At 68.1% G+C, this 23,595-nt stretch carries 29 protein-coding genes; 15 read left to right on the top strand and 14 right to left on the bottom strand.

Features of this window, described 5'->3' with window-relative positions; genetic code table 11:
- Positions 1–360: 360 nt before the first annotated feature.
- Positions 361–651, bottom strand: coding sequence for a hypothetical protein (locus EDF33_RS18400; RefSeq protein ID WP_131847316.1), 291 nt, complete (start codon positions 649–651; stop codon positions 361–363).
- Positions 652–984: 333 nt separating this feature from the next.
- Here EDF33_RS18400 and EDF33_RS18395 point away from each other — a divergent pair, with 333 nt between their 5' ends.
- From EDF33_RS18395 to EDF33_RS18350, 10 genes are all read left to right on the top strand, one after another.
- The gene (locus EDF33_RS18395; protein WP_132100785.1) at positions 985–1,191 is read left to right on the top strand and encodes a hypothetical protein; all 207 of its coding nucleotides are present in this window, start codon (positions 985–987) and stop codon (positions 1,189–1,191) included.
- Between the two features lie 85 nt (positions 1,192–1,276).
- Complete coding sequence (locus tag EDF33_RS18390) at positions 1,277–1,828, top strand: LPD29 domain-containing protein (protein WP_132100784.1); 552 nt, start codon at positions 1,277–1,279, stop codon at positions 1,826–1,828.
- Between the two features lie 108 nt (positions 1,829–1,936).
- On the top strand, positions 1,937–2,398 hold the full coding sequence (locus EDF33_RS18385; RefSeq protein WP_132100783.1) for a hypothetical protein: 462 nt from the start codon (positions 1,937–1,939) through the stop codon (positions 2,396–2,398).
- 355 nt (positions 2,399–2,753) lie between these two features.
- The gene (locus EDF33_RS18380; protein ID WP_131847308.1) at positions 2,754–3,002 is read left to right on the top strand and encodes a glutaredoxin domain-containing protein; all 249 of its coding nucleotides are present in this window, start codon (positions 2,754–2,756) and stop codon (positions 3,000–3,002) included.
- 5 nt (positions 3,003–3,007) lie between these two features.
- Entirely contained in the window at positions 3,008–3,451 is a 444-nt protein-coding gene (locus EDF33_RS18375; RefSeq protein WP_132100782.1) for a hypothetical protein, read from the top strand.
- A 17-nt stretch (positions 3,452–3,468) separates the two neighbouring features.
- The gene (locus tag EDF33_RS18370; protein WP_131847304.1) at positions 3,469–3,753 is read left to right on the top strand and encodes a hypothetical protein; all 285 of its coding nucleotides are present in this window, start codon (positions 3,469–3,471) and stop codon (positions 3,751–3,753) included.
- A complete protein-coding gene (locus EDF33_RS18365; protein ID WP_131847302.1) occupies positions 3,750–3,998 on the top strand; it encodes a hypothetical protein in 249 nt (82 codons plus the stop codon). Before EDF33_RS18370 ends, EDF33_RS18365 begins: the two co-directional genes overlap by 4 nt.
- Positions 3,998–4,414 (top strand): hypothetical protein, encoded by a 417-nt coding sequence (locus tag EDF33_RS18360; RefSeq protein WP_132100781.1) that lies wholly within the window; start codon positions 3,998–4,000, stop codon positions 4,412–4,414. Before EDF33_RS18365 ends, EDF33_RS18360 begins: the two co-directional genes overlap by 1 nt.
- Positions 4,411–4,629 (top strand): hypothetical protein, encoded by a 219-nt coding sequence (locus tag EDF33_RS18355; protein WP_131847298.1) that lies wholly within the window; start codon positions 4,411–4,413, stop codon positions 4,627–4,629. Before EDF33_RS18360 ends, EDF33_RS18355 begins: the two co-directional genes overlap by 4 nt.
- 149 nt (positions 4,630–4,778) lie before the next feature.
- Entirely contained in the window at positions 4,779–5,123 is a 345-nt protein-coding gene (locus EDF33_RS18350) for a hypothetical protein (protein WP_243692497.1), read from the top strand.
- Positions 5,124–5,403: 280 nt separating this feature from the next.
- Here the strand turns inward: EDF33_RS18350 and EDF33_RS18345 are convergent, their stop codons facing one another.
- Positions 5,404–5,844: a hypothetical protein gene (locus tag EDF33_RS18345; protein ID WP_207896292.1), complete on the bottom strand. Its 441-nt coding sequence runs from the start codon at positions 5,842–5,844 to the stop codon at positions 5,404–5,406.
- 375 nt (positions 5,845–6,219) lie between these two features.
- Between EDF33_RS18345 and mobF the strand changes: the two genes are divergently transcribed.
- The 5 genes from mobF (at position 6,220) to EDF33_RS18320 (ending at position 13,493) form a co-directional block, all read left to right on the top strand.
- Positions 6,220–9,999: a MobF family relaxase gene (gene mobF / locus EDF33_RS18340; RefSeq protein ID WP_165918876.1), complete on the top strand. Its 3,780-nt coding sequence runs from the start codon at positions 6,220–6,222 to the stop codon at positions 9,997–9,999.
- 306 nt (positions 10,000–10,305) lie between these two features.
- Entirely contained in the window at positions 10,306–10,644 is a 339-nt protein-coding gene (locus tag EDF33_RS18335) for a hypothetical protein (protein ID WP_131847292.1), read from the top strand.
- A gap of 192 nt (positions 10,645–10,836) precedes the next feature.
- The gene (locus EDF33_RS18330) at positions 10,837–12,042 is read left to right on the top strand and encodes a sensor histidine kinase (RefSeq protein ID WP_165901486.1); all 1,206 of its coding nucleotides are present in this window, start codon (positions 10,837–10,839) and stop codon (positions 12,040–12,042) included.
- Complete coding sequence (locus EDF33_RS18325) at positions 12,030–12,692, top strand: response regulator transcription factor (RefSeq protein WP_131847288.1); 663 nt, start codon at positions 12,030–12,032, stop codon at positions 12,690–12,692. Before EDF33_RS18330 ends, EDF33_RS18325 begins: the two co-directional genes overlap by 13 nt.
- A gap of 42 nt (positions 12,693–12,734) precedes the next feature.
- Entirely contained in the window at positions 12,735–13,493 is a 759-nt protein-coding gene (locus EDF33_RS18320; RefSeq protein WP_131847286.1) for a DUF4097 family beta strand repeat-containing protein, read from the top strand.
- Positions 13,494–14,129: 636 nt separating this feature from the next.
- Here EDF33_RS18320 and EDF33_RS18310 read toward each other — a convergent pair.
- The 12 genes from EDF33_RS18310 to EDF33_RS18255 form a co-directional block, all read right to left on the bottom strand.
- Positions 14,130–14,630, bottom strand: a complete 501-nt coding sequence (locus EDF33_RS18310) for a GNAT family N-acetyltransferase (protein WP_165901485.1) — start codon at positions 14,628–14,630, stop codon at positions 14,130–14,132.
- Between the two features lie 274 nt (positions 14,631–14,904).
- Positions 14,905–15,336, bottom strand: a complete 432-nt coding sequence (locus EDF33_RS18305; protein ID WP_131847280.1) for a DUF4913 domain-containing protein — start codon at positions 15,334–15,336, stop codon at positions 14,905–14,907.
- On the bottom strand, positions 15,329–16,939 hold the full coding sequence (locus tag EDF33_RS18300; protein WP_165901484.1) for a TraM recognition domain-containing protein: 1,611 nt from the start codon (positions 16,937–16,939) through the stop codon (positions 15,329–15,331). The genes EDF33_RS18305 and EDF33_RS18300 overlap by 8 nt, the downstream gene beginning before the upstream one ends.
- Before the next feature lie 103 nt (positions 16,940–17,042).
- Positions 17,043–17,546 (bottom strand): hypothetical protein, encoded by a 504-nt coding sequence (locus EDF33_RS18295; protein WP_131847276.1) that lies wholly within the window; start codon positions 17,544–17,546, stop codon positions 17,043–17,045.
- Between the two features lie 17 nt (positions 17,547–17,563).
- Positions 17,564–17,785 carry a hypothetical protein gene (locus EDF33_RS18290; RefSeq protein ID WP_131847274.1) on the bottom strand — a complete coding sequence of 74 codons (222 nt, stop codon included), beginning with the start codon at positions 17,783–17,785 and terminating at the stop codon, positions 17,564–17,566.
- Entirely contained in the window at positions 17,782–18,894 is a 1,113-nt protein-coding gene (locus tag EDF33_RS18285) for a hypothetical protein (RefSeq protein ID WP_132100778.1), read from the bottom strand. Before EDF33_RS18285 ends, EDF33_RS18290 begins: the two co-directional genes overlap by 4 nt.
- Positions 18,891–19,439 carry a hypothetical protein gene (locus tag EDF33_RS18280; protein WP_131847270.1) on the bottom strand — a complete coding sequence of 183 codons (549 nt, stop codon included), beginning with the start codon at positions 19,437–19,439 and terminating at the stop codon, positions 18,891–18,893. The genes EDF33_RS18285 and EDF33_RS18280 overlap by 4 nt, the downstream gene beginning before the upstream one ends.
- Positions 19,436–21,016: a hypothetical protein gene (locus tag EDF33_RS18275; protein WP_131847268.1), complete on the bottom strand. Its 1,581-nt coding sequence runs from the start codon at positions 21,014–21,016 to the stop codon at positions 19,436–19,438. The genes EDF33_RS18280 and EDF33_RS18275 overlap by 4 nt, the downstream gene beginning before the upstream one ends.
- Positions 21,013–21,294: a hypothetical protein gene (locus EDF33_RS18270; RefSeq protein WP_131847266.1), complete on the bottom strand. Its 282-nt coding sequence runs from the start codon at positions 21,292–21,294 to the stop codon at positions 21,013–21,015. Before EDF33_RS18270 ends, EDF33_RS18275 begins: the two co-directional genes overlap by 4 nt.
- Positions 21,291–21,569 carry a hypothetical protein gene (locus EDF33_RS18265; RefSeq protein WP_131847264.1) on the bottom strand — a complete coding sequence of 93 codons (279 nt, stop codon included), beginning with the start codon at positions 21,567–21,569 and terminating at the stop codon, positions 21,291–21,293. Before EDF33_RS18265 ends, EDF33_RS18270 begins: the two co-directional genes overlap by 4 nt.
- Positions 21,566–23,182 (bottom strand): hypothetical protein, encoded by a 1,617-nt coding sequence (locus tag EDF33_RS18260; protein WP_132100777.1) that lies wholly within the window; start codon positions 23,180–23,182, stop codon positions 21,566–21,568. Before EDF33_RS18260 ends, EDF33_RS18265 begins: the two co-directional genes overlap by 4 nt.
- Positions 23,182–23,589, bottom strand: a complete 408-nt coding sequence (locus EDF33_RS18255; protein WP_131847260.1) for a hypothetical protein — start codon at positions 23,587–23,589, stop codon at positions 23,182–23,184. Before EDF33_RS18255 ends, EDF33_RS18260 begins: the two co-directional genes overlap by 1 nt.
- Positions 23,590–23,595 lie beyond the last annotated feature (6 nt).

Genomic DNA, 23,595 nt, shown 5'->3' with positions numbered 1-23,595 from the left:
GGGAGTACGCACGATCACTCAGAAAGAGTTCCCGCCCCGGCGCCGGCCCCAGGGGAGGGAAACCGGCACCAGCAACCATGCCCGACCGACTCGCTTCACGTCCACTGCTTCTGGCCAAGCTCCCACCGCCACCAGCATGGACTGTGCGGTAGCTGCCTGCAGCGATCAGTTCTGTGTCGGCCCCGACGAGGGGAAGGCGGCCGCGGGATCTCCGCCGCGTGCCGCGACGTCATACCGTGCCCACGACTCCACCTGCAGCGGAGACGGGGTCGCGCCGCCGTGGACGGTGGCCGCGATCTCGTTCGCGTACATGTCACGCATCTCTTCAGCATGCTTCCGCAACAACACCATCGACTCCCCTCAGGCCGGAGCACGCATCGACGATGCGCCCCCATAGCAGCGCTCCACCGCATCGTCGATGCGCTCGCATGATTGTGCCTCACTTCGTGCGATGTTGCACAAAGTCGTGGATCCGAACATGCCGAAGTGCTCGCCGCTGAGCGCACGGATCAGCAGGTTGATGACGAGCGCCAGGCCGGCGAGGACGCCGAGGAAGTCGAGCAAGGGCCCGACCGAGTCGAAGAACCGGCCGATCGCTCGGAACGGGCGCCGGCGTTGCCGCGGGGCGGGGTGTCCGGCGTGCTCGCTCATGGGACGAGTATCCCAAGGCTTCCGGCCAGAGGCCGGGAGTCGCTGCGCTCCGGGTGGAACCGGCTCCGCCGGCACTGTGGGCCCTTCGGGCAGTTGGTTTGCCTGGAAGCCTTCGGCAGCGTACGGACGTCCAGGTTCCGCGCAAGCGGCAAGCGGCAAGCGGCAAGCCGCAAGCCGCAAGCCGCCGGATCCTCCGAGATTTCCGGCACGCGCTTCGCTTATTTCGCGCCGAAATTCTCTCCCCTCCGCCCTTCGGGTTGCACTGCACCCTCCCGTCCTAGCGGCGACAAGTCGCCTTCCAGGCAAAACAACGAGAGGGAGAGAGGAAACCCAATGCAGCACATTAACACCGTCACCACCATCGTCCCGGTCGTGGACGCGGACGACATTCCGCGCCAGTTGGCGAAGATCGCCGAACGAGACGAAGACCTCCGGGTCCGCGCCCGTCAGGGGTACCAGCTGACCCACACCGCCACGGTCGCAGGTCCGCACTTCACCACGTTCGTCGACACCTTCACCCACGACAGCGGCCGGGAGTGAGCAAAGCGGCCGGGACCAACACGAATTTGGTCCCGGCCGCCCGAATCACTCTCCCACAACCGATCCCGAAGGAACCGGCACCACCATGACTACCACCATCCTCCCCACGAAGGCCGTCGCGGCCTTGCTCCGCAAGGAACTGCGCACCCGGTTCCCGGGCATCAAGTTCTCCGTGCGCTGCTCCACCGGCACCGCGGCCGCGTGGATCAACGTCCACCACGAAGACGGCCCCACCAGTGCGCAGGTCGACGAGATCTGCGGCAAGTACGAGGGCCGCTCGTTCGACGGGATGGCCGACACCTACACCGACCACGGCACCACGTTGATCGCTGGGGAGGCGGGGGAGATGCCGACCGAAGTCCAGTACGGCTGCGACGGCATCAACACCGCCCGCGACTTCACCCCAGCCGGACACATCGAAGCCCAGCGGATTGTCCGCGAGTCCAGCAACATGCCGCACCTGGTCCTCTGCGACGACGCCGGCGTCCTCGTCGAGGGCCGCGACATCACGGACGGGCAGAGCTGCGAGTTCAACGACGGCTGGCACGCCTGGGACCGCTCGCACCTCTCCGCCTGGTCTGCGGTGCGGTTCCTGTTGCAGCACGTTGACCTCACACCGGCCCCAGCACGCCAGTAGCCGAGCAGGCCGCGCCGCCGATAGCGACGGCGACGCGGCCCCCTATCTCCCACGGAACGCCCGCCGACCAAGCGGGCACCCCAGCAGCACTGTAAAGGACTACCGCTCATGTTCATCACCTACGAACGCCCCACCCACCTCACCGACGAGCAGACCGACCCGCAGGCCCCGGCCGCCGACCTGGCACCCGGCGCGGACGTCGACCCCCGCGTGCCGGTGTGCGGTGCGTCAACCTACGACGTCGACGGCACCCGCTGGACCTGCACCCGTGGTCCAGGCCACGCCGACGACGAGCACCGGGCCGTGTTCGACCGCTACCACGGGGGTGCCGTCGGCCAGGTCGCGTTCGCGTGGCAGTACGAGTGGGGCGGAGCCGGCCACGGCCCGTCGTCGACCGTCCCCATGACGACTGTCATCGTCACGGTGTCGTTTCCGTCGACGGCGTGGACGAACGAGCAGCTGCCCGAATCGATCGCCGACGAAGTACGGTCCGTGTTCTGGGAGTGCGACCACGACGACGTCACCGTGCAGACCATCGCGACCAGCACCACGCACCCCGTCGCGGGCTGACCCGCCGGGGCGGTGACGGTCGGCGACGTGGTGAAAAGCGCCGGGGTGACACATTTAGAGAATGCGCAGCACGCTATTTCTATCGGGTGACGGTAATAGCAGCACGACGTTAATGCGCCAGGGGATAGCCAGCCCTCCCGCCGTGATCGATGCCCCAGCCGTGCGTTCGTAAACGTCAAGCGTTGGTGCCAGATAATGCATATGCAACAACCTGCCAGCAGTAGTGCCGCCCGGTAAAAAATAGTAGAAGAATGTGCGAAAAAGGCTACCCATATAGGCCCGCGTGTTATAGAATAGAAGCATGCAACGGGGGAGAGTCCCCCGGCATCACAAACTTTACGAAAAGGTGATTTCGATGAGCATCACGGTGTACACCAAGTCCGGGTTCTGCGGCATGTGCAAGGCCACCGAGCGTGCTCTCGCATCCGCCGGCATCGAGTACACCGAAGCCCACCTCGAAGACGTCGACCAGGCGCAGATCGACGAGTGGAAGACCACCCTCGGCATGAACGCCCCCATCGTCATCACCGACACGGAAGTTGGCGCATGGTCTGGGTTCCGCCCCGACAAGATCGGCGAACTCGCCTCGAGCGCGGCCGCGTGATGTCGATGACCCTCGAACGTCCGACCACCGTCCGCCCCGACGTCATCCAGCCGGCGACCCGTGCCGCCGTCGACGAGCTCTACGCCGGCGACACCGTCACCGCGTTCCGCGCCATCGACCAGGCCACCGCCGACCCGACCGAGCACGTCCACGGATGGGAACTGTCCGACGAGCAGCGGCAGGTCTACGAGGCCGGGTTCATGGTCGGGTTTCAGATGGCTGCGCCGGAGCTCATGGCCGAGGTCGCCTCGCTGCGGGCCCGCCTCGAGCAGGCCGAGCACGACGCCGACCGGTACTACGCCGAATTGTGCCGCCGACCCGCACCCGCGGAACCGTTCGCATCGGACCCGACGTTCGCGGAGATCTCTCAGTTCCGCGGCGAGCACGACCGCGCCGCCCGCCACGATGCAGCGATCGACCGGATGTTCCCCCAGTACGCCCGCGCATGAGCAGGGACACTAGAACGATGGTGACAAGCGACGACGACGAGTGGCTGCGTTCCCGGCCGGTGTCGCGGGAGCTGCAGCGTGCGTCTGCTCGTGCGCGGCCACCGCACATCCGGGTGCACGACGCGGAGCAGTTCCGCCGGGACGTGCTGCAGCACATCGACGCCCTCGCGCGCCTCGACGTGACCGCGGCCGAACGCGCCGAGACCGCCGCATGGCGGCACCGCATCGAGGCGGCACCCTCCCACCGGGTGTGGGTCGAGTACCAGCACCCCTCCGCCGACGACCAGGAAGCACCGCGGTGAGTGCCGGACGGAAGCGAGTCCGCGTGCAGGGGTTCGAGATCCCAGCAGGGGAGATCATCGGACTGATCCGCTGGTTCCCCCTCGAGGGGGAGTGGCAGCACGAACTCGTCACCGGCGCCCTCCACGGCCTCACCGCCGACGGCCGAATCGAGCTGATCAACGGCGACGAGCTCCGCGCCTACGACGCCGACGTGTGGGCCGTGTGCTCGGCCGTCCCGGAACCGCTCCACGGTCTCGCGTCCTGATGTCAGCGCAGCCCACGTTCACGTTCGCACGGCAAGCCGAGACACGGGAGCCTCAGCCGTTGGTTCCGGACGTGTTCGCGGCGCCGGCGGATCTCGACGAGTTGGCAGCACCGCCCGCGGATCGCGGTTCGGGTGAGACCCCGATGGGGGAGTTCACCGCGCGGGAGTGGGCGATCTTCCGGCAGGGGCAACGGTGGGGGTATGAGTCACGGCAGGCGGAGGTGGACGCGGCGTGGAACGCGTTCAACGCTGCGGACTTCGACGCCGACCGGTACTACCGGGCCGCGTACGACCACGACAACCATGACTGCGCCATCCATGCGAACAAGGGCCGCTACCAGGGTGCGTCGATGCGGCTACTGCACTGGGTGGATCCCGACGACGCTGAACCGTCCGATTCTGCGGGGCGCGCATGAGTGGTGATCGTGGTGGTGTGTCCGCGGCCGAGGTGGACCGGCGGGTGCAGTTCGCGGACGCGGCGCTCGGCGCTGCAGGCCATCAGGTCACGGACCCGGTACTCCGCGAGTACGTCCGTCGCGTCGCCGCCGAGACGATGACAGTCGACGCCGCACTCGCAGCCGGGCTCGCGCACCTTGACGCCGAACAGGACCGGGGCGGGGCCGACACGTGACCAGGTCGACGTCGGCCGCTCCGGAACGGTTCTGGTCGCACGTGGTCAAAGGGCCGGGAGCGGCGGACTGTTGGATCTGGACGGGCGCGATCGGTGACGACGGGTACGGCCGCTTCTGGGTCCCGCAACCCGACGGTGGCCAGCGGGCGATGCGGCCGCAGCGGTGGCTGTACGAGCATCTGACCGGTGTCGCGCTTCTGCCGGAGGTGTTGCTGCTGCACGCGTGTGACGTGCCGTTGTGTGTGCACGTCGACGTTGACGCGGAGTGGTCGCACCTGGCGACGGGAACGCATCGGGGGAACATGCTCGAGCGGGTGCAGCGCGGACGGCACCGCAACGGGTCGACCGCGATCCGCACGGCGGGCATCGCGCGTGCGGAGCGGGTGCGGTTGTCGCGTGCGCTCCGGGCGGCGTTCCGCGAGCACGGCTGGGATCCCGCCGCGATCGCCGCGCACAAGACCGGGATCGAGTCGGACACACCGACTCTCTGGTGAACGCAGCCCAGCCGCGTGCGTTACCCGACGCGTGGGGTGGCCGCGTGTGTGGGGCAGAGATCGGTGTAGCTGCTGGAGGTGTCCGCGGTCGACCATCCGTGTTCGCGTGCGAACGATCGTGCTTCGGCGCGACTGCTGGTGTCGTCGGCCGTCGCGATCGGAATGATGACGCGATCGCAGCCGAACGCGTCGCAGCTCACGATCATTGCTGAGCGGGCAGCCACCGTGCGCCCCCCCTACCTGAGCGGCCCGGCGAAACCGCACGCGGCGAGAGTCATGATCACGCGGCCGGGTCTTCGCCGCGATCGACGTCGCACTCGTCCGCTCGTGCGCTGTCATCGACCGCCGGCAATTCGTCCGGCCGCTCAGCAGTGGACGTGGCCGTGCCCCGCTTGGGGCGCTTCACCTCGCGCACGGGCAGGCCCAGGCGTTCGGCGACCTCGTCGCGGGTGACCTTGGTGTCGAGCATCTGCCCGACGATGTCGGCTGCGTCCGCGCGGGACGCTTCGACCTGCTGCTCGGTCTCGGCACGGATCGCGGCGATGCGCTCTTCCGCGGCCGCCTCGATGCCCGCGACTGCGTCGACGGCAACGAAGTATTCGACCGCGAGTTCTTCAAGCTGCTCCTGCCGGCGGCGGAACTCCGCGGCGCGCTGCGCTGCCTGTTCCCGCGCCGCCTTACGGGCAGCGGTCTGCTTCGCTGACTTCCGGTTCTCGGCCATGTCGATCTCTCCCAATCATCCGCCCGGCCGCCCTGTCACGACCTAACGGCCACTACACCGACCGTGAGCGGCCGGAAGCGGACCGGCGGTCGCCGGGCCGTGTTCATCCGAGCCAGAACCGGACTGCGGTTCTGGCTCGGATGCTGCCCTCGACGCACTCCCAACCAGCTGCAACGACAGTCTTCGGTCCTCAGCCGTCGAAGCATCTGGTTTCATGGTCTCAACCAGCATCCGCGCTCACTCTAGCTCGCGTGCAAGTTCCCCTCATCCTTCGGTCCACTAGCTGTCACACCATAGGCATTATGAATGAGTGGGGTACCCTTGCCGCATGTTCGCCGCCGCATACCGTCCCGCTCTGGGGGGCTGCTGATGACGATGAGCTTGCACGTTCTGTCCACGGGTGACGGCTACACGTACTACACGTCGGAGGTCGCGACCGGCGACGTGCGGCGTGCGCGGGGCCGGGAGATCGGCGACTACTACACCGTCGAGGGGAACCCTCCGGGGCAGTGGGTCGGTGGCGGGATCGGTCTGCTCGGCATGGCCGGTGAGGTCTCCGAGGCGCAGATGAAGGCCCTCTTCGGTGAAGGTCTGCACCCGGACGCGGAGGCGATGGTCGCGAGCGCTATGGAGGCGGGGAAGAGCTACGAGGACGCGGAGAAGGACGCCCGGCTGGGCCGGGCGCCGCACCGCATGTCGGCGTCGTCGACGAAGCTTGCGGCCGCGATCAAGGAGGCCGAGGACCGGTTCGAGCGCACCCGGCACCGGGAGCCCGACGCGTCGGAACGCGCGCAGTTGCGCACCGCTGTCGGTGCGCAGGCGTTCCGCGAGGCGAACGGCCGACCGCCTGCAGACGGCGAAGAACTCGGGAAGTTCATCACCGCCGCGACCCGCTCCGACCGGAACACCGTCTCGGGGATCGACTTGACGTTCTCGCCGCCGAAGTCGGTGTCGATCGCGTGGGCTGCCGCGATCGCGCAGGACGACCACGCCACCGCACGGCTCATCGAGCAGGCCCAGGAGCGCGCGATCGCTGACTCGATCGCGTGGCTTGAGGAGAACGCGATCGCCACCCGCGCCGGCGTGAACGGCGTCCGCCAGCTCGACGTCGAGGGTGGGCTGATCGCGACGAAGTTCCGCCACCATGACTCCCGCTCCGGGGACCCGCAGCTCCACGACCACGTCGTCGTCGCGAACCGTGTCCTCGGCTCCGACGGGAAGTGGCGGACCCTGGATTCGAAGCTGCTGCACCGGCAGGCGATGGCCGCCGCGGCGATCCACAACCGTGCCGTCATGGACTACGTCTGCGAACTGACCGGCGCCACCACCCGCGCCCGTGTCCTCCGCGCCGGTGACCCCCCGGTAGTGGAGCTCGCGGGCGTCAGCGACGACCTGATCGCCGAATCGTCCACTAGATCGCGTGACTCCCGGAAGGTCGCCGCGGACCTCGAGCGGGACTACCGACGCGACCACGGCCGTTCACCTGACCGTGCCACGAGGCGCAAGATCGCCCAGCAGGCGGTGCTCGCGACGCGGCCGAAGAAGGAGCACAGCCGCCCCGTCGCCGAGGTCGCGAAGACCTGGTTCACCGCCGCCCGGAAGAGCACCCGACGTCAGGACCTCGAGGTCGGTGCGCTCCTCGGCCGCGGTCTCGGCTCTGACCAGGAGACCCCGTTCGACCCGGAGGACGCCGCACGGGCGATCCTCGCGAGGGTGTCCGAGGATCGGTCCATGTGGGGCGTCAACAACGTGCAGATCGCCGCCGAGCAGTGGGTGAACGAACACCGCGGCATGCCGGGCCTGGACGGCAAGACCGGTGCCGCGGTCATCACGAAGACCGTCATCGACGGCCACTCCATCCGCCTGACCCCGCCGCCGGCGCACGGCGCGTTCCAGCCCGTCGCGATGCGCGACGGATCCTCCCCATACGCCTCCAAGGGTGCCGTGGTGTTCTCCTCGCAGGCCGTGTTCGACGCGGAAGCGATCATCCTCGACGCCGCAAAAGATCGCACCATCGGCCCCGTTCGCGCGGAGACGTTCGCCGCCGCACGGGCGGAACACGGAGCGCACCTCGACGACGGGCAGGCCGCTCTCGCCGCGGCGTTCGCATGCGACCCCCTGCGGGTCTTGGTCGGTGTCGGGCCCGCCGGCACCGGCAAGACGACCGCGCTGAAGGTCGCCGCGCGTGCGATCGAAGCCGAAGGCGGCCGCATGATCGGTCTGACCCCGTCCGCCGCGGCGGCCGCGGTCATGTCCGACGCCGTCGGCATCCGCGCCGTCACGCTCGACAAGTTCCTCGTCGGCACCACCCTCGAGCAGCTGCTCGAGGCGAAGTCCATCACGGGCGACATCGACCTGCTTCGTGGGGACGTGATCGTGGTCGACGAAGCCGGCATGGCCGGCACAGTGAACCTCGCCAAAGTCGTCCGCATCGCCGAGCTCACCGGCGCGCACGTGCGGTTCATCGGCGACGACAAGCAGCTCGACGCCGTCGCCTCCGGCGGCATGCTCCGCCTCCTCGAGCACGAAGTCGGCGCCACATACCTCGACGAGCTCCACCGGTTCAGCAACCCCGACGAAGCCGCCGCCACCCTGCTCCTGCGCGACCCGACGGTTAAGGACCCGTGGGCGTGGCATCTCGCCAACGACCGCGTCGTCGGCGGGGACGCGGACCGGATGGCCGACCACGTCTTTGGCGGCTGGCAGCAGGACATCGACCAGGGGCTCGACGCCCTCATGGCCGCCCCGACCCGTGTGCAGATCGCCGAGCTCAACGCCCGCGCCCAGGCGTACCGGTTCACTACCGGCGAGGTGTCCGGCCGCCGTGGGGCGAATCTGATGGACGGATTCCAAGCCCACGCCGGCGACCGGATCGTGACGCGGAAGAACGACTACAAGCAGCGCACCCTCCGGGGACGGGAGTTCGTCAAGAACGGCGACCGCTGGACCGTGAAGCACGTGAACCAGGACGGATCCCTTGACGTCGTCCACGCCGGCCACGGCGGAAAGCTCCGCCTCCCCGCCGACTACGTCAAAGACCACACCCAGCTCGGCTACGCACGCACCACCCACGGCGAGCAGGGCAACACCGGCGACACCATGTGGCAAATCGTCGACGCATCCACCACCCGGAACGCCGCGTACGTCGGCGGGACCCGCGGCCGCCACAGCAACACCTTCGCCGTCATCACCGAACCCGGCCAGGACATGCGCGACGTCCTGACGAAGATCGCCGGGAACGTCGACCCGAACCTCACCGCACGCGAACAGCTGCGGATCACCCACCGCGACGCGGATCGCATCGTGACCCTCGCCGACCAGTACGCCGACCTCACCCAGCAGGCCGACCGGATCCGCTTCACCGCAGCCGCGGAACAAGCGCTCGGCCCCGACGTCACTAACACCCTCGGTGGCGAGGACACCTGGGGTGTCACCGTCACCGCAATGCGCCGCGCGGAGCGGGCCGGGCTCGACCCAGCCGACGTGCTCTACCGGGCATGGACAGAACGTCCCGTCGACGACGTCGACAACGTCCCAGCCGCACTCGGCTCCCGCATCACTGCCCTCACGAAGCAGTGGAAACAGGAACACCCACAGCCCGCCGTCGAACGGGCCGTCCCGACGTGGATCGCCGACACGGCACCCATCCGGTCGCCCCACCTCCCGCAGGCATGGCGGGACGAGCTCCAGGAACGCCACGACCACCTCCGCGCCCGTCTCATGGAGCGCGGTGAAGCGATGGCCGCTGAGCAGCCCGCTTGGGCAGCGCAGCTCGGCTCCGTGCCCGCCGAGCCCGATCGGCGAGCGGCGTGGGTGCGGCTCGCCGCGGAAGTCGACACCTTCCGCGACCGCCACAACGTCCCCCTCGCGGAGACCCAGGCCATCCCCGTCGGTCGACGCGATGAGGGCGTCGGGAAGGACCTGCAGGAACGTGTTGTCGCGTCGCACAAGTCACAGAGCCTTCGTGAGCAGGCAGCGGACCGGAAGGACCGCCTTGCTGCGATCCGTGGCCGCAACGCCGACGACGCTCGGCGACGCCGCGAGGCGTGGGAACAGGCTCACGGCCGGCAGGTGCCGACCGTTCGGCCGGACGACAGCACGACGAGCCGCGACCTCCCGAAGCCGCCGAGCCGCGACAATGAACGAGAACGCTAACGCGGACCGGGCAGTTGGGTTGGCGGGTGGTGCCAGAATGCTCGCGTGGGGGTGTTGTGGTCTGTCCTGGTGGGTGTGGGTCGGCACGTGCTGAGCTGGTGGCGCAGAGCCTTTCCGAGAACCCCTGAGCATGTCCACTCGGATCTGCGGGCGTTCGAGCAGCGCCTCACGGCGTATCGGGCCGCAAGCGACTCCGCGCGAGCTGAAGCCCGCGCGGTCCTCCGAAACAGAGCGGTCGCGGCTGGGAGCGCCCTTCCCGGCACAGTCCTCGGCGCGGGGCTCACCGCGATCGTTGCTCTCACCGGCTTGATCGGCACCTACACGATCTTCCTCATGCAGTCCGGCGTCTCCGCCGCGCGTGACGCGCAGGTCCGATCCGACGCTCTCAACGACGTAGGCAAACTTGATGACGCCAAGACAACCCTCAGCGCAGCGCTCACCGGCATGGACAGCCTGCTGCACAGCGGCGGCGAACTCCTCATCACCATCGGTGCGATCGTCCTCGGTGCGATTTTCCTTGCCTGGGTGATCGCCCGCGATCGAGCCGCGCTCCATGCCATCGCGAGCGCTTGGCTCGAGGCGTATCTCGAAGTGGAAAACCCTGCACCGGCTCCCCTGCAGCGTTCGCGCTGGCTACGCCGATAATCGCCGTTATGTCAGATATGTATGTGGACAGCGCCTGGGTCTCTCCTACGTTGCCCCAGGGCTGGTACCAGCCGTAGCCGGATATCGATGCTCCCGGGTCAGGACTTCGCGCATCGGATGGTGGGAAACCGCCACCAGGTCATGCGGCCACCACCGTCGAGGGTTGCTCGAAGTCGCCCCTACTGTGAAGGCGTGCAGAAAGTGATCGCCCTCTGGAAGTCCGCGGTGGACCTCCTCTTCGACGCGTTGCTCGGGCTGATCTGGGTCGTCCTGTTGGTGACACTGTTCGTCACCGCTGTCGGGACGATCCCGGCAGGCGGGGTCGGTGTGCTCCTGCTGGTAATCGCCAGTGCGGTCGCGCGCGGTGCCGCGCAGTCGGAGCGGCTCCGCGCCGTCGCGCTCCTCGATCTGGCGATCACCCCGCCCACCCGGAAGACCACCCGGGTCACCGGTCTGCGCCGACCGTTCGCGCAGGCGTTCGTTGACATGGCGGATCCAGTGACGTGGCGGGCGCTGACCCATCACCTCGTGTCCGCGGTCCTCGGGTGCGGCTTCCTCGGCATCCTGGCCGCAGTGCCGTTCTTCGTAGCTATCGTTCGCACCGCGAACCTGCCGGGCTTGCCAAGCGGCACCGCAACCTGGGTGGTCGCCGGTGTCGTGGTTCTCGCCCTGGCGCCGCTGTACGTGTTAGGCGCTGGCATGCTCGACCGGTTACTCACCGTCGCGCTCCTCGGCGCGAGCCGAACCGTGGCACTGCAGGAACGGATCGATACCCTCGCTTCCGCTCGACAGGGCGCCGTCGATGCCGCCTCGACCGAACGGCAGCGGATAGAGCGCGATCTGCACGACGGTGTGCAGCCCCGACTTGTCGCGCTGGCGATGACGCTCGGTATGGCTCGGTCACGTTTCGACAGCGACCCCGCGGCCACGCGGGAGCTCCTCGACCAGGCGCACCGCGATGCGAAGGAATCAATCACGGAGCTGCGGCAGCTCGCACGGGGCATTCATCCTGCGATCCTCACTGACCGGGGGCTTGATGCTGCCCTCTCGGCGGTGGCGGCACGAAACGTCATCCCTACCACCGTCGACGTCGCGCTCATCGGCCGGCCACGGCCCGAGATTGAGGCGGTGCTGTACTTCGCGGTAGCCGAGGCGCTCACGAACGTGGCCAAGCACTCCGGTGCGTCGCAGTGCACGGTGACCGTCGCTCAGGTGCGAGACGGCGTCCGGACCGTGGTGTGGGACGACGGACACGGCGGCGCCGGCTCCGAGGGCCACCCTGGTGGCGGGCTGAGCGGCATGCGCGACCGCGTCCGCGCCGCTGGCGGCACCCTGTCCACCGACAGCCCCGTCGGTGGGCCAACCCTCGTGACCGTGGAGGTCCCGTGCGCATTGTGATCGCCGAGGACGCTGTCCTCCTCCGTGCAGGCCTTGTCAGACTCCTCACCGATGCCGGACACGAGGTCGCCGCCGCAATTGACACGGCACCCGCGCTGCTCGACGCCGTCAACGTCACCTCCCCGGACCTTGCGATCGTCGACGTCCGAATGCCTCCCACCTTCACCGACGAGGGGGTGCGCGCGGCGGTCCTCATCCGCGCGCAGCACCCGGGCGTCGCCGTCCTCGTGCTTTCGCAGTACGTCGAGGAGCGCTACGCGGCGGACCTCATCACGAGCAACACCGCGGGACTCGGCTACCTACTCAAGGACCGTGTCGTCGAGGTCGACGAGTTCCTCGGCCACGTCGCAAGAGTCGGCGCCGGCGGAACCGTGTTCGACCCTGAAGTCATCGCACAGATCCTCGCCAGGTCGCGCCGTTCAGACGGCATGGAGACCCTATCTCCGCGGGAACTGCAGGTCTTGCAGCTCATGGCCGAGGGCCGCTCAAACAGCGCTGTCGGCAACGAGCTGCACATCGCCGAGAGCTCGGTCGAGAAGCACGTTTCCGCCGTATTCACCAAGCTCGGCGTCCCCACCGAGGGATCCAGCAATCGGCGTGTCCTTGCAGTGCTCCGCTACCTCTCCGAAGCCACCGGCGCCGGCCGCTGACCTCCACACACATCCGCCTTCACCCCACAGATCGAGGACCCCATGACCACCTCCTCCGCGCCCTCCCCGGCCCCGCGACGCCCGCGCACCCTTCGCATATTCCTGCTCATAGTGGGATCGGTACTCATCGCGTCGCTGCTGGCGCTCATCGCCGTACAGCTACTCGCGTCGTCCGACCAGCAGGGCCAATCCCAGACCAGCTCGATCAAGGGCGACTTTGACCGGGTGACACTGCAGACGGCAGCGACAGACGTTGTCGTGGAGCACGCCGATATCGACCAACCGCAGCTAGTGTTCGTGCCTGGAGACACCAAGCTGCGCGAAACACACGAAGTCACGGATGGTGAGCTGACCGTTGCTATCGACGGACCCGCATGGAGCTTCTCCGAGCTATCCGTCGTCCGACAAGGAGCCCACCTCACTCTGCGCCTCCCGACCGCCGACGCGAAGCCGTCGGTGACGGTTACCGCGACCGCGGCCGACGTTAATCTTCGCGGCAGCTACGCAGACGTGACGGTGACGAGCGCGGAGGGTGATGTCACCATCGTCGGAACCGTCAACACAGTGAAGATGCAGAGCACGCAAGGAGACGCCGCCCTGAATCTGTCTCGCGCACCGTCAGCGATATCGCTCGAAAGCACATCGGGAGATCAGGACGTGCGTCTGCCCACCGGCCGATACGCGATCACGACCGAAACGACCGCCGGCGATGTCACCAGCGACCTCGACAGCTACCCGGACGCAGCAAACCGGTATCGCTTCACCACAACCGTCGGCGACATCGAACTCCGCACCCGCTGACACACCGGTGTAGCACGCTCGGTGTGGGCGCATTTGAACCGGCCCGAGAATGCTGCCCGTGAAGGTTGTCAGATGACGGTGGCCTAACCCGCACGGCGGATCCACTGCTGCTCTTCGAGCCCAGTCCCTGGGTCGATTTGGCGGTGGCCGCTCTGCAAGAAACCGTGCCGGGCGTAGAACCGCTGCGCCCGCTGATTGAACGAGAACACGAGCAGGTGAGCGTCTTCCGCTCCGACTGCGGCATACAAGAGGTCGTCCGCGATGCCGGTCCCGTGCGAGCCCTGATCGACGTATATCGTGCACAACTCCAGCGCGGGAAGAGCGCTGCTCGCTGATAGCGCTCGAGCGGTACTCGCCACCCCAAGCAGTTCCCCACTCCCCGAGCGAGCCATGAACACATTCCGGGACGAGGATCTGATCCGATTCGCCCAACGCCGGATACGCGCTGCAACGGTCGTTGCGTCGAGCGACTCATTTGAGATCACACCTCGGTACGTCTGCTCCCAGCACGTTGTCTGGAACTGGCCAATCGCCTCCGCATCTCCGGAGGTTGCACGAACGATGTGCGTCATCGGCTCGCCCGATCGATGTGATTACGGCGTTCAGCAGGAACACAACCGCTTCCCTGGCCGGTTTTCACCGAACGACCGTGCCGGTCGTCTGTTGCGTCGCCGGACGGTGCATCGCGTATGGGTAGCCGCTTGCGAGGAGCCCCATACTTGCTTGATCGGTGAACCCGAAGCGCTTGTAGAGACGACGGCTTCCCGGCGTTGTCGCTTCCAGATAGGCAGCTGCGTGCTCTTCATCAATTGATCCGAGCCGGTGCTGAAGAAGGTTGGAACCGATCCCCTGTCCGGCGGAGCGTGGATCCACCGCGATGTCCGCCAGGTACCAGTGCGGCGTCTGAGGGCGGTTCTCGCTGTAGACACGGGAAGCGCGCGTCGTCGCTGGCAAGTTCCGCAAACCGATCGCGCGAACGTACGTCGGCAAGTAACGAAGCCGCCTAAACAGCGACGTCGTCGCCCCAGGCGCCTCCCACACTGCTACCCCGATGACGTGCCCGGCGGCGTCCTCAACGACATCGACGAGACCGTTCCTGAAGGCACCCGCGAGAAGGCTGGCCGTGTAGGACAACACCAGACGCTCCTCGCGCCGGCTCCGGCCCGGAATCAGCACACGCACAACTTCGTCAGACTGCAGCGCCCGTGCCAGCAGCCGAGCACACGTCGTCACCTCAGAGCTAACAGCTGTCCGAATCAACACCCGACGATTCTGTCAGCCGGCCAGACACCACACGGAGCGAAGATCACCCGTGACCGTCGAAACGCCTCTGACCAAGCCCGACTGTCGCCACCGTCGTCGACTAGGTGATCAGCATGAGGCAACGCCCGTCGTCGTCAGAGATGCGTGGCTACTGTTCTGGCGGTCTCGCGGGTGTGATCGCGTTGATCTGGCCGCGGTCCTCGTCGTAGAGGTGTCCGCGTTGCATGCTGCAGTCCCGGAAGGGCCCGGTGGCCGCGTCGAATAGCACGGCACGGTGCGGGTCCCAGTGCCGGATCCACCAGTCCGAGAGCGCGGCCATGTTCCCGTTCTCGTCCTCCTGCTCCGCCTCCGCGGCGATGTGTGCGGTCCACAGCGCCTGCAGCCGGTCGACGACCTCGGGATGTTTCCACCACTCCGGGCACCAGGTCGCCCGCTGCGCTGACCCGGTGACTTCCACCCGGGCGAATCGTTCCTGCACCCAGTCGTAGAACATCGACTGGAACGGGTTCCCGCCCTCCGCCGCCGATCCGGTGTCGACGTCGTCCGCCCCGTCCACGTCGACTGCCTCGATCTCAGACATTCAGGGCCTTCTTCCCGCCGTTGATGCGGCGGCGGAGCCGGAGGTTCCGAAACCACGGCTTCGTTCGAATCAGGATCGGGTCGACGCCGCTGGCGAAGACGACGGCCCGCCACTTCCGCAGCGATCCCAGCGCCCCGGCGGTGAGGATCGGACGCAACCGGGTGGCGCCGGTTGCGCTGTCGATGACCTCTTCGTACTCACCGATCAGCGCGGAGAGCTCCTGCAGCCGCGGCTGGTCGACCACGCCCCCGCCGAACACCCGCATTGGGGCGGCGGACCAGATCGCTTCCCACCCTTCCTTCCCGTACGCGGTGATCGCCTGTGCAGGGGACTGGAAGTACGCGTTCAGCACGATCCCGAGGGAGCCGTAGTACGAGTACACCTCCGGCAGTTCCGGCCACTTCACGACGTTCGCGCACTCGTCGAGCTCGACCACAAGGGGCACCCGCAGCCGCCCACCGTTGGCGTGGGCCTGCTCCTCGGCGGCCTTGCACACCGCCCGGACAAGCGCGGTCACGAACGCCGCCGCGGACCCGCCCTTCTTCGACAGCAGCACCAGCGTGTCCTTGCTCTGAGCGAGCGTGGCCGGGTCGAACTGCCGGATTCCCGTCGTGGGCACCGTCCACGCCATCATCGCTTCATTCGACAGGGCGCCGGCCATGCGCTGCGCGGTGGCGTACATGCCGGAACGGGTCTTCTCCGTCCACTCGGCGAACCCGTCGAGGGTCGCGGCAAGCCCGACAACGTCGTGCCTCCGGAGGATGTCGGCGACGGTGGTCACCTTCTCCCGGGTCAACCACCCGTACACGTCTCGCAGTTGCCGCTTCTCGAGCGCGGCGGCGAGGAAGCAGCCGGCGAGCATCTTCCGTCCTGACTCGTCGAACTGCGCGTCCCCGCCGCGGTCTGACGCCTTCCGTGTGGACGCCTCGAAGATCTCCGCGAGCTCGTATGCGTCGTCGTCGGTGCGGATGTCGGTGAGGAGGTTGAACGTGAAGTCGGGCGTCGACGAGCGGCGCACCACCTGGTTCGGGTCGAGGACGTAGGTCTCGCCGGCGCCGTGGCGGGCGGCGAGGATCTCGCGGATCCCGTCCGGCTTGTTCGAGGTCACCATGACCCCGCCGGGCGCGACCGCGCAGTGCGGGACGACCTCGGACGTGGTCTTGCCGCGCCGGGTGCCGTGCAGGTGCACGCCGGCGTCCTCCCACGACTGGAACACCTTGTGGCGGCCGCGGGTCGCAACCGCGCCGATCGGCAGACCCGGGCCGATGTCCGGTTCATCCTCGTGCAGGTCCTCCCGGGCCTGCTCAAGGCGCGTCTTCTCCAGCAGCGCCTTGTACTCGTACGGTGGTGCCATCCGGCGGACGGTCTGCCGCTCCTCGCGGCGGATCCGGCCGAGCCGTCCGACGGCGATCGCGGCCGCCACGACAGCGGCGGCGACGACGGCCAGGATCGGGATGGCCGCACCGGGCACGCGCGCGCCGTCGATGAACTGCCCGATCAGCTCCACGACGTTCCAGGAGTATTCCGTTCCCGTCGGGGTGAACACGGCGCCGATGTGGATGCTGAGGTACGCAGCGGCCACGACGACCGCGAACAGCGCCACCGTTTCCAGCGTTGACCGCACCTCGGTCATCGCTTCAGGCCCCGCTCCCCCAGCGTCGGGCTCATCGCTGCTGTTGCTGGGGTTGTGTCATGCGTGTGGTGGCTCATGCGACGTTCTCCGTCGATGCGCCGGCGTCCATCGTGCCGGGATCCGCGAGCAGCTCGGGAAGGTCCGCGGCGTCGGCGTCCTTGTTGTCGATCCACCACCGGGCCCGGTCCAGCGGCCGCGCCGTCACGAGGACTTGCTCCTCGAAGTCGGCGTCGGTGAGCTCCCCGCCCTCGACGAGCGCCTCGTACGCGCCGCGGATCAGCTCCGCGCGGATCCGCAGTGCCCACGGCACCTGCTTCTCTGTGCCGACGAGATCCAGCGGCAGGCCGTCGCGGTTGGCGTCCTCACGGATCTGCTTCGCTTCCTCCTTGTGGCGGGCGTTGCGGTCGGCGTCGGATTCGCCGGAGCCGTTCTGTTGCTTGAAGCAGCGGCCGCACACCAGGTGCTCACCGAACCACTTCGCGGACGCTGCCCGCTTCCCGGCAGGCTTGTCGGACAGGTCACGGTTCTCGATGTGCCCGCACGTGTATTCCACGGGCCAGATCGTCTTGACAGCCATGATGCGTTCTCCTTCGGTCAGCGGGCCCGCGTCGACGTCGACGCGCCCTGGTTGCGGTTGGTGACGAGCTGCTGGATGCGGGACATCGACAGTCCCGACGCCTCGGCGACGGCTTCGCGGCCGACAGCGATCGCGGCGGCCGCGATCGCGTCATCCCGTGCTTGCCGGGACGCCTGGTACGCGGCGACGGCGCGGCGCACCTGGTCGATCGGGTCCGTGTGCGGCTGGGTGGTCGTCATGAGCGGGACTTCCCCTTCGCAGCGGACAGGGTGAGCTGCTCCGTGGTGCTGCCGAGGTCGACGTGCTGGTGCGAGCACGGGTCGGAGAATTGCCGGAAGTTCGACAGCGGCGTGTTTGGCCGGCACTGCACCTGCCCGACTTGAGAGCCCTTCGGCATGATCGTGTTGAGCCAGGTGAGGAACTCGATGTCCTGCGGGCCCGAGCCGAGGAGCGGCTTCCCGCCGACGGCATTGAAGTCCACGGCCACGGCCGGGTTCTTGCAGTGCAACGACCCGGACGTGCAGTGCGTGCCGATCCCGACGCAGGGCCGGTTCATGTCGGAGATCTGTACGGACCCGTACCGGTTGAGGGCGGCGACGAGGATCTGCAGGATGCGAGTGTCGACCTGGCAGCCGGGCTTGGTGGTGCCGTCGACGATCGGGAGGATCTCCTGCTCCACCATCTGCGGGTGGTACGTGTCGGTGAAGGTGCCCTTCTTCCACGCCGCCGCCAGCACCGACGCGAGCTCCTTCTGATCCCCGGAGACGTCGCAGCCCGACGTCGTGGCCGTCCCGGTGAGCGCCCTCACGACGTCTTGGGCTTGGGAGAAGAACTCGGCGTAGTGGTACGGGTCGGCGTTGCCCTGCACGGCATGCGCGGCGAGAGTCGGCTCCATCGACTCCCACCCGTCGACCTGCAGCAGCTTCGTCAGGAACGCCTTCGCCGCGGTGGGGATGTCGAGGCGCTGGTCGCGGGTGCCGTAGGCGGCGTTCTGCTGCAACACCCCGATCGTGGTGTTGTCGACCGCGTCACCGTGATTCGGGTTCGACAGCGACGACTCCCCCATCGCGGTCATCACCACGATCGTGGTGGCCTGCTGGTTGACCTGCATCTGTTCCGCTGCGGCGATGAGCTGCGCGGCCACCGTCAGCTGGTCATGGCCCCACTGCCCGACCTTGTCCGGCACCTTCTTGGTCACCGTCCCGGTCGTCCCGGACGCGGTGCCGCATGCGGCTGCGGCCGCGGCGGGCGGGTTCGATGACGCGACGACTGCGAAGTAGATCCCCCCGACGATCAGCAGGATCGGGGCGAGGATCAGCGCGATCGCCGCGAGGATCCCGCCCTTCACTGCCCACTCCTGGGCAGTTGCGCGGAGACCACCAGCCACCGGCCGTCCTGCTGCTGCAGGTTGACCGTGTACCGACCGGCGTCGGTCGGGACGGTGACGATCGCGGGCACCGGGTCGGACTCGCCGTCATCGTCCGCACTACCCGGCACGGGAGCGGCGGACACACCAGCAGTGACGACCGCCTTTCCTGTCACCCGGATTCCGGGCACCTGGGTCCGGTCGGTGCCGGCGTAGGCGGTCTTCGCCTGCTCGGTGAGGTAGCCGCTGAACGTCTTCTCCCACGCATCCGCCGGCGCCTGGTGATCCGTGAACGCGGTCACGAAGCCGGCGGCCGCCGACTCCGGCGTGTCCGACGGCGCCGACGGTGGTACGGGTGCCGTCGACGCTGTCGTGGTCGGTGTCACGGCGGCGCGTTCCGGTGCGGGCACCGACGTCTGCCGGGCGATGCCGAGAGCAAGCCCGGCGCCGAGGATGATCACGACGGCGCCGAACACGACGGTGAAGACCACCCATGCGGGAACGTCTCGGTCCTGCCGGGCGCTCATGCCGCCACCAGGCTCGGCAGCTGCGCGTTCTCGTCCTCGAGCATCCCCATCGCGTAGTTCGTCTCGGTGATCTTCTTCTCCAGGCTCGAGCGGATGTGCGCGACGCGGGTTTCGGCGTCGATGCCGACCTTCTTGAAGTGGTGTCCCTGCGGCAGCGTCATCAGGTAGTCCGACGCCCCCGTGCGCAGGCCCGCGATCGCGGCCGCCTGCTGCGCGTCGTCCTGCCGTGCCTGCCGGAACAGGTGCAGGGTGCCGGCTTCCTTGATGAACGAGATCGCCGGGTCATCGGTGGGGATGTCGGCGACGTGGTGAATGTTCACCACGTTCGACAGCCCCAGCGCGCGGGACAGCTTGGAGTTCGACCGGATCACGGCGCCCATGGGACCGCCGACAAGGAACCAGCCTTCGTCGACGCAGAAGTTCGTCTGCTGCTGCTCCGTGGAGGTGCGGATCGCGCCGATGGTCCACGCGTTGGCGAGCATCATCCCGATCGACCGGGCGGGCCCGTCCTCGGGCAGCTGGCTGAAATCGAAGAACGTCGCCTTGTCATCCAGCGCCACCGACGAGGACGTGTCCCCGTCGAACAGGCCGGGCATCTCTTCCGGGATCCGCTCGAGCAGGATCCGGGCGCCGTAGCCGGCGAGCTCCTGGTGATCTTTCACGAACGAACTGAGGCCGGCGTACTCGGGGACGTCCATGTTCCCGAGGTGCTCGAGCACGTCGAGGATGTTCGCCGACCGCCGCTTCTGCTCCGCCGAGCGGAGCGCGTGCAGGACCGCGACGCGGACGGCCTTCTTCTCGAACCGGTTCAGCTCGATGTTGTCGTTCAAGACCGCGGCGGCCTGCTGCACCATCTGCACCATGCCGGTCGGGCCGGGCACGAGCTGCGTCTGCAGCAGCCGCTTGTCGAGCAGGTTCAACGTCACACCCTCACGGGCGGCGGACGTGGACGTGTCAGCGATGATGAACCGGATCGGATCGACCCCGATCGCGGCAGCGACGGGGGTGTACTCGCCGAACCCGGAGTCACCAGTAAACGGCTTGATGTCGATGACCACCACCCGGCGGCCCTTCAACACCAACGGGCGGAGCACGTAGTCGCACTTCATCAGCGTCGACTTCCCCACCCCGACATCGCCGATCGTGCACACGTTCGCACTGGTGACCTTCCCGGCGCGGAACGCCGCGAACTGATCGTTCGTCGCCGGCGTCGACGACAGCGTCTCGATGCCCGACAGCAGCCCCTGGAACTCCATCGGCGACGCGATCGGTGCGGGGTTGAGGATCTCCACCTGCCGCGTCGTCGACGGCGCACCCTTCACCAGCGGGCCGTAGTAGCCGATCCGGGTCAGCAGCTTCCGCCGCTTCGGCTGATATCCGCCGTCCGCGGCCACGGGGAACCCGTGCGCGTCCTTCCCGGGGGCGAGTTCGTCGGTGACGTCGTCGACGACGACCGGCGCGGACCGGATGCTCCGCTTGACCCGCTGCTTCGCGGACAGCAGCCCTGCGCGCCGAGCACGACGAGTCGGCTCGTACGGCTCGTCCGTCTCGTTCGGGCTGTTCGTCGTCGCGCTCATCGAGTTGGTCCTGTCTGTTCGAGGGTGGTGGTGTTGAGCTGCCGGATGCGGCGCCGGAGCAGCCACGCAGCGAGGGCTGTCACGGCAATCAGCAGCACGCCGGCGACCGGACCGAGGGCGTTGCTGATAGCCAGCGCGGCGATGGCGACGACCGCGAGGCCGAACCCTTGGAGCACGCGGACCTGGTTGCCGGTGAAGAACCCAACTGCGAAGAGGGCCGTGCCGGTGAAGATCAGGACGACGGTCCCGGCGAGGAGGATCCAGCCAATGACAATCACAGCGACTCCGCCGCTTCCTGATCATCGGTGTGGCGCTGCAGCCGTCGCGTCGCCCGACGGGACCACCCGTACAGCACCGCCAACGGGAGCAGCACCAACACGCAGATCCCCGCCACCGGCCCCACCAGGGTCGCAGCCGGCATGCTGAGTGCGATTGCGGTGAGGAACGTGATCGCAGCGCCCATGGTCGGTCGCACCGCCGACAGCAGCGCTGTTCCCAACGCGAGGAAGAACACCGCGCCGAACACGGTGAAGAAGATCTGATCGAGGGTCACAGCGATTCCTTCGCTTCCTTGCCGGCGGCGAGCTTCTCCACGCGCGTCCCGATCGACGCGTTCGACGACGCGATGCCACGGCCGACGGGCCACGTGTACGCGGCGACGGTCTGCTGGTGCGGGTCGAGCCAGGTCAGCTTGCTGATCCCGGCGTTCGATGCTGCGGCGGTGATCTCCTCGACAGCGTCGGAGAGCTCCTGACGACTCCCCGCGGTGACGGTGATGTAGCCGACCCAGTTCGCGCCGGCGTACCCGGTGCCCGGGGTGAGGTCGGCGATGCGCCGTTTCGCGGCTTCCTGCTCGACAGTAAGGGTGGTGTCTTCGATGCCGCCGCCGCGGGCCCGCCGGTTCGCGTCCGCCATATCGGACACACGGTCCTTCTCTGCGAGGAACAGGGCGTGATCCTGCGGGGTCAGCTCGAGGTGGAAGCTGATCGTGCGGACGACCTGGTGTTCCATCTCGCCGAGCAGCGGCGCCATCCACAGCGACGTGCGGTGCGAGATCTTCACATCCTTCGCCGTCACCCGGCACGTCCGCGACAGCGACTGCGATAGCCGCCCGTCGGGGGCGCCGACGTAGGTCATGTAGGACCAGTCCTCTTGCGAGGGCAGCCACGCCCGGTCCGGGGTGATGTCTCCGGCCTGGTCCATCGGGAACCCGGGGTGCTGCAGGTGCCGCAGCACCGCGGCGGTCTGCCGCGCTGTCATGGCGTGCACGTTCCGGAACCGGGCCGCCGTGAACGCCGCCGTCACGGACCGGATTTCCCGGTCCATGACCGCCAGCCAGCCGTCGATGCCGTCGCCGGCGCGTTCGGCGCGGGCGACGAACCGGTCCGTGACGGGCCAGCAGACGACGAACATGGGCCGGTTCACCAGTTGCGCGGCGGAGATGTCGTCGACGACTTCCCGGTAGGACTCGTGGATCTCATCCGGGACCCTGTCGTCGCCGTGCTCGGCGAGCCACGCCTCGTGCGGGGCGGGGTCGGAGGGCAGGATCCGGGAGATCGTCTGCACCCGGTTCGGCAGCGTCAGTGCCGCACCGAACTGGGCGAGGACCTGCTCGTAGCCGGCGGCGGAGGCGTCGAAGACGGCGTCGGATTCGATGCCCTCGACCTGCCCGGTGGTGCTGAACACCACGGCGAGGTACTCCTGCCCGAACGACGGACGGTGCCACTGAATGCCGGGCATTCGGTTCCGCTCCCGCAGCCACAGCATCCCCTCGACCCCGTCAGGTGTGAGCCGCATCGCGTGCATCTGCCGCTCCGCCGCACGGCGGGCCCTCCGACCGCGTGCGGACGCCCACGCGTCGGTGAGTGCGTCCCACCCGTCCGTGTCGTATGGGACGAACGTCGTCAGACCACGCTGCACACGGTCGCGGTAGGAGCGTTTGTCGATGTTCCGCTGCAGGACGGTGTTGTTCTCGGTGTCGATCGTGACGAACCACGCCACCAACGGCAGCACCGCCAACGCGATCAGCCCCCACAGCTGCCAGAACGCGGCCGCGGCGAACCCGGCAACCAGTGCGACGGTCAGGGTCCAGAGCCGGGTCTTGGAGATCCGTCCGCCGAAGAGGCCACGGTGGGTGACGTCGCCGCCGATCAGTGAGGTCCGCATCAGCGCACCGCCCCTGCCTGCGGCACCCCACGGGGGTCGTCGACGCTGAACCGCCCCCACCCGACAACGAGCAGCGACACGAACACGGCCATGACGGAACCGGCGATCAGCTGAATGTCGAGGGTGGTCATCTGCTGCCCGGCTCGAGCAGCGGTCCACCCGAACACACCGGCGATGTACCCGACCGACAGCAGGAGCACCAGGTCGGTCACCTTCCGCCGCACTGCACGGAGCGCCGGTGTTTCGAGGAACACGGCAGTCCAGGTGGGGCCGGTGAACCGGCCGGTGCGCTGCCGCCACCCCTGCCCTTCACCCCACAGACCCCAGCCCTCGGACGCGACGACGGTGCCGGCGGTGACGGTGGATGGGTCCGGCAGGTTCGCCGGGTAACGCTTCGCGGTACGCATCAGGAG

Origin of the sequence: Curtobacterium sp. PhB146, assembly GCF_004342995.1 — a bacterium.
Classification (GTDB): domain Bacteria; phylum Actinomycetota; class Actinomycetes; order Actinomycetales; family Microbacteriaceae; genus Curtobacterium.
The sequence above is the reverse complement of the archived record's forward strand: the minus strand, read 5'-3'. Positions and strand labels throughout refer to the sequence as shown.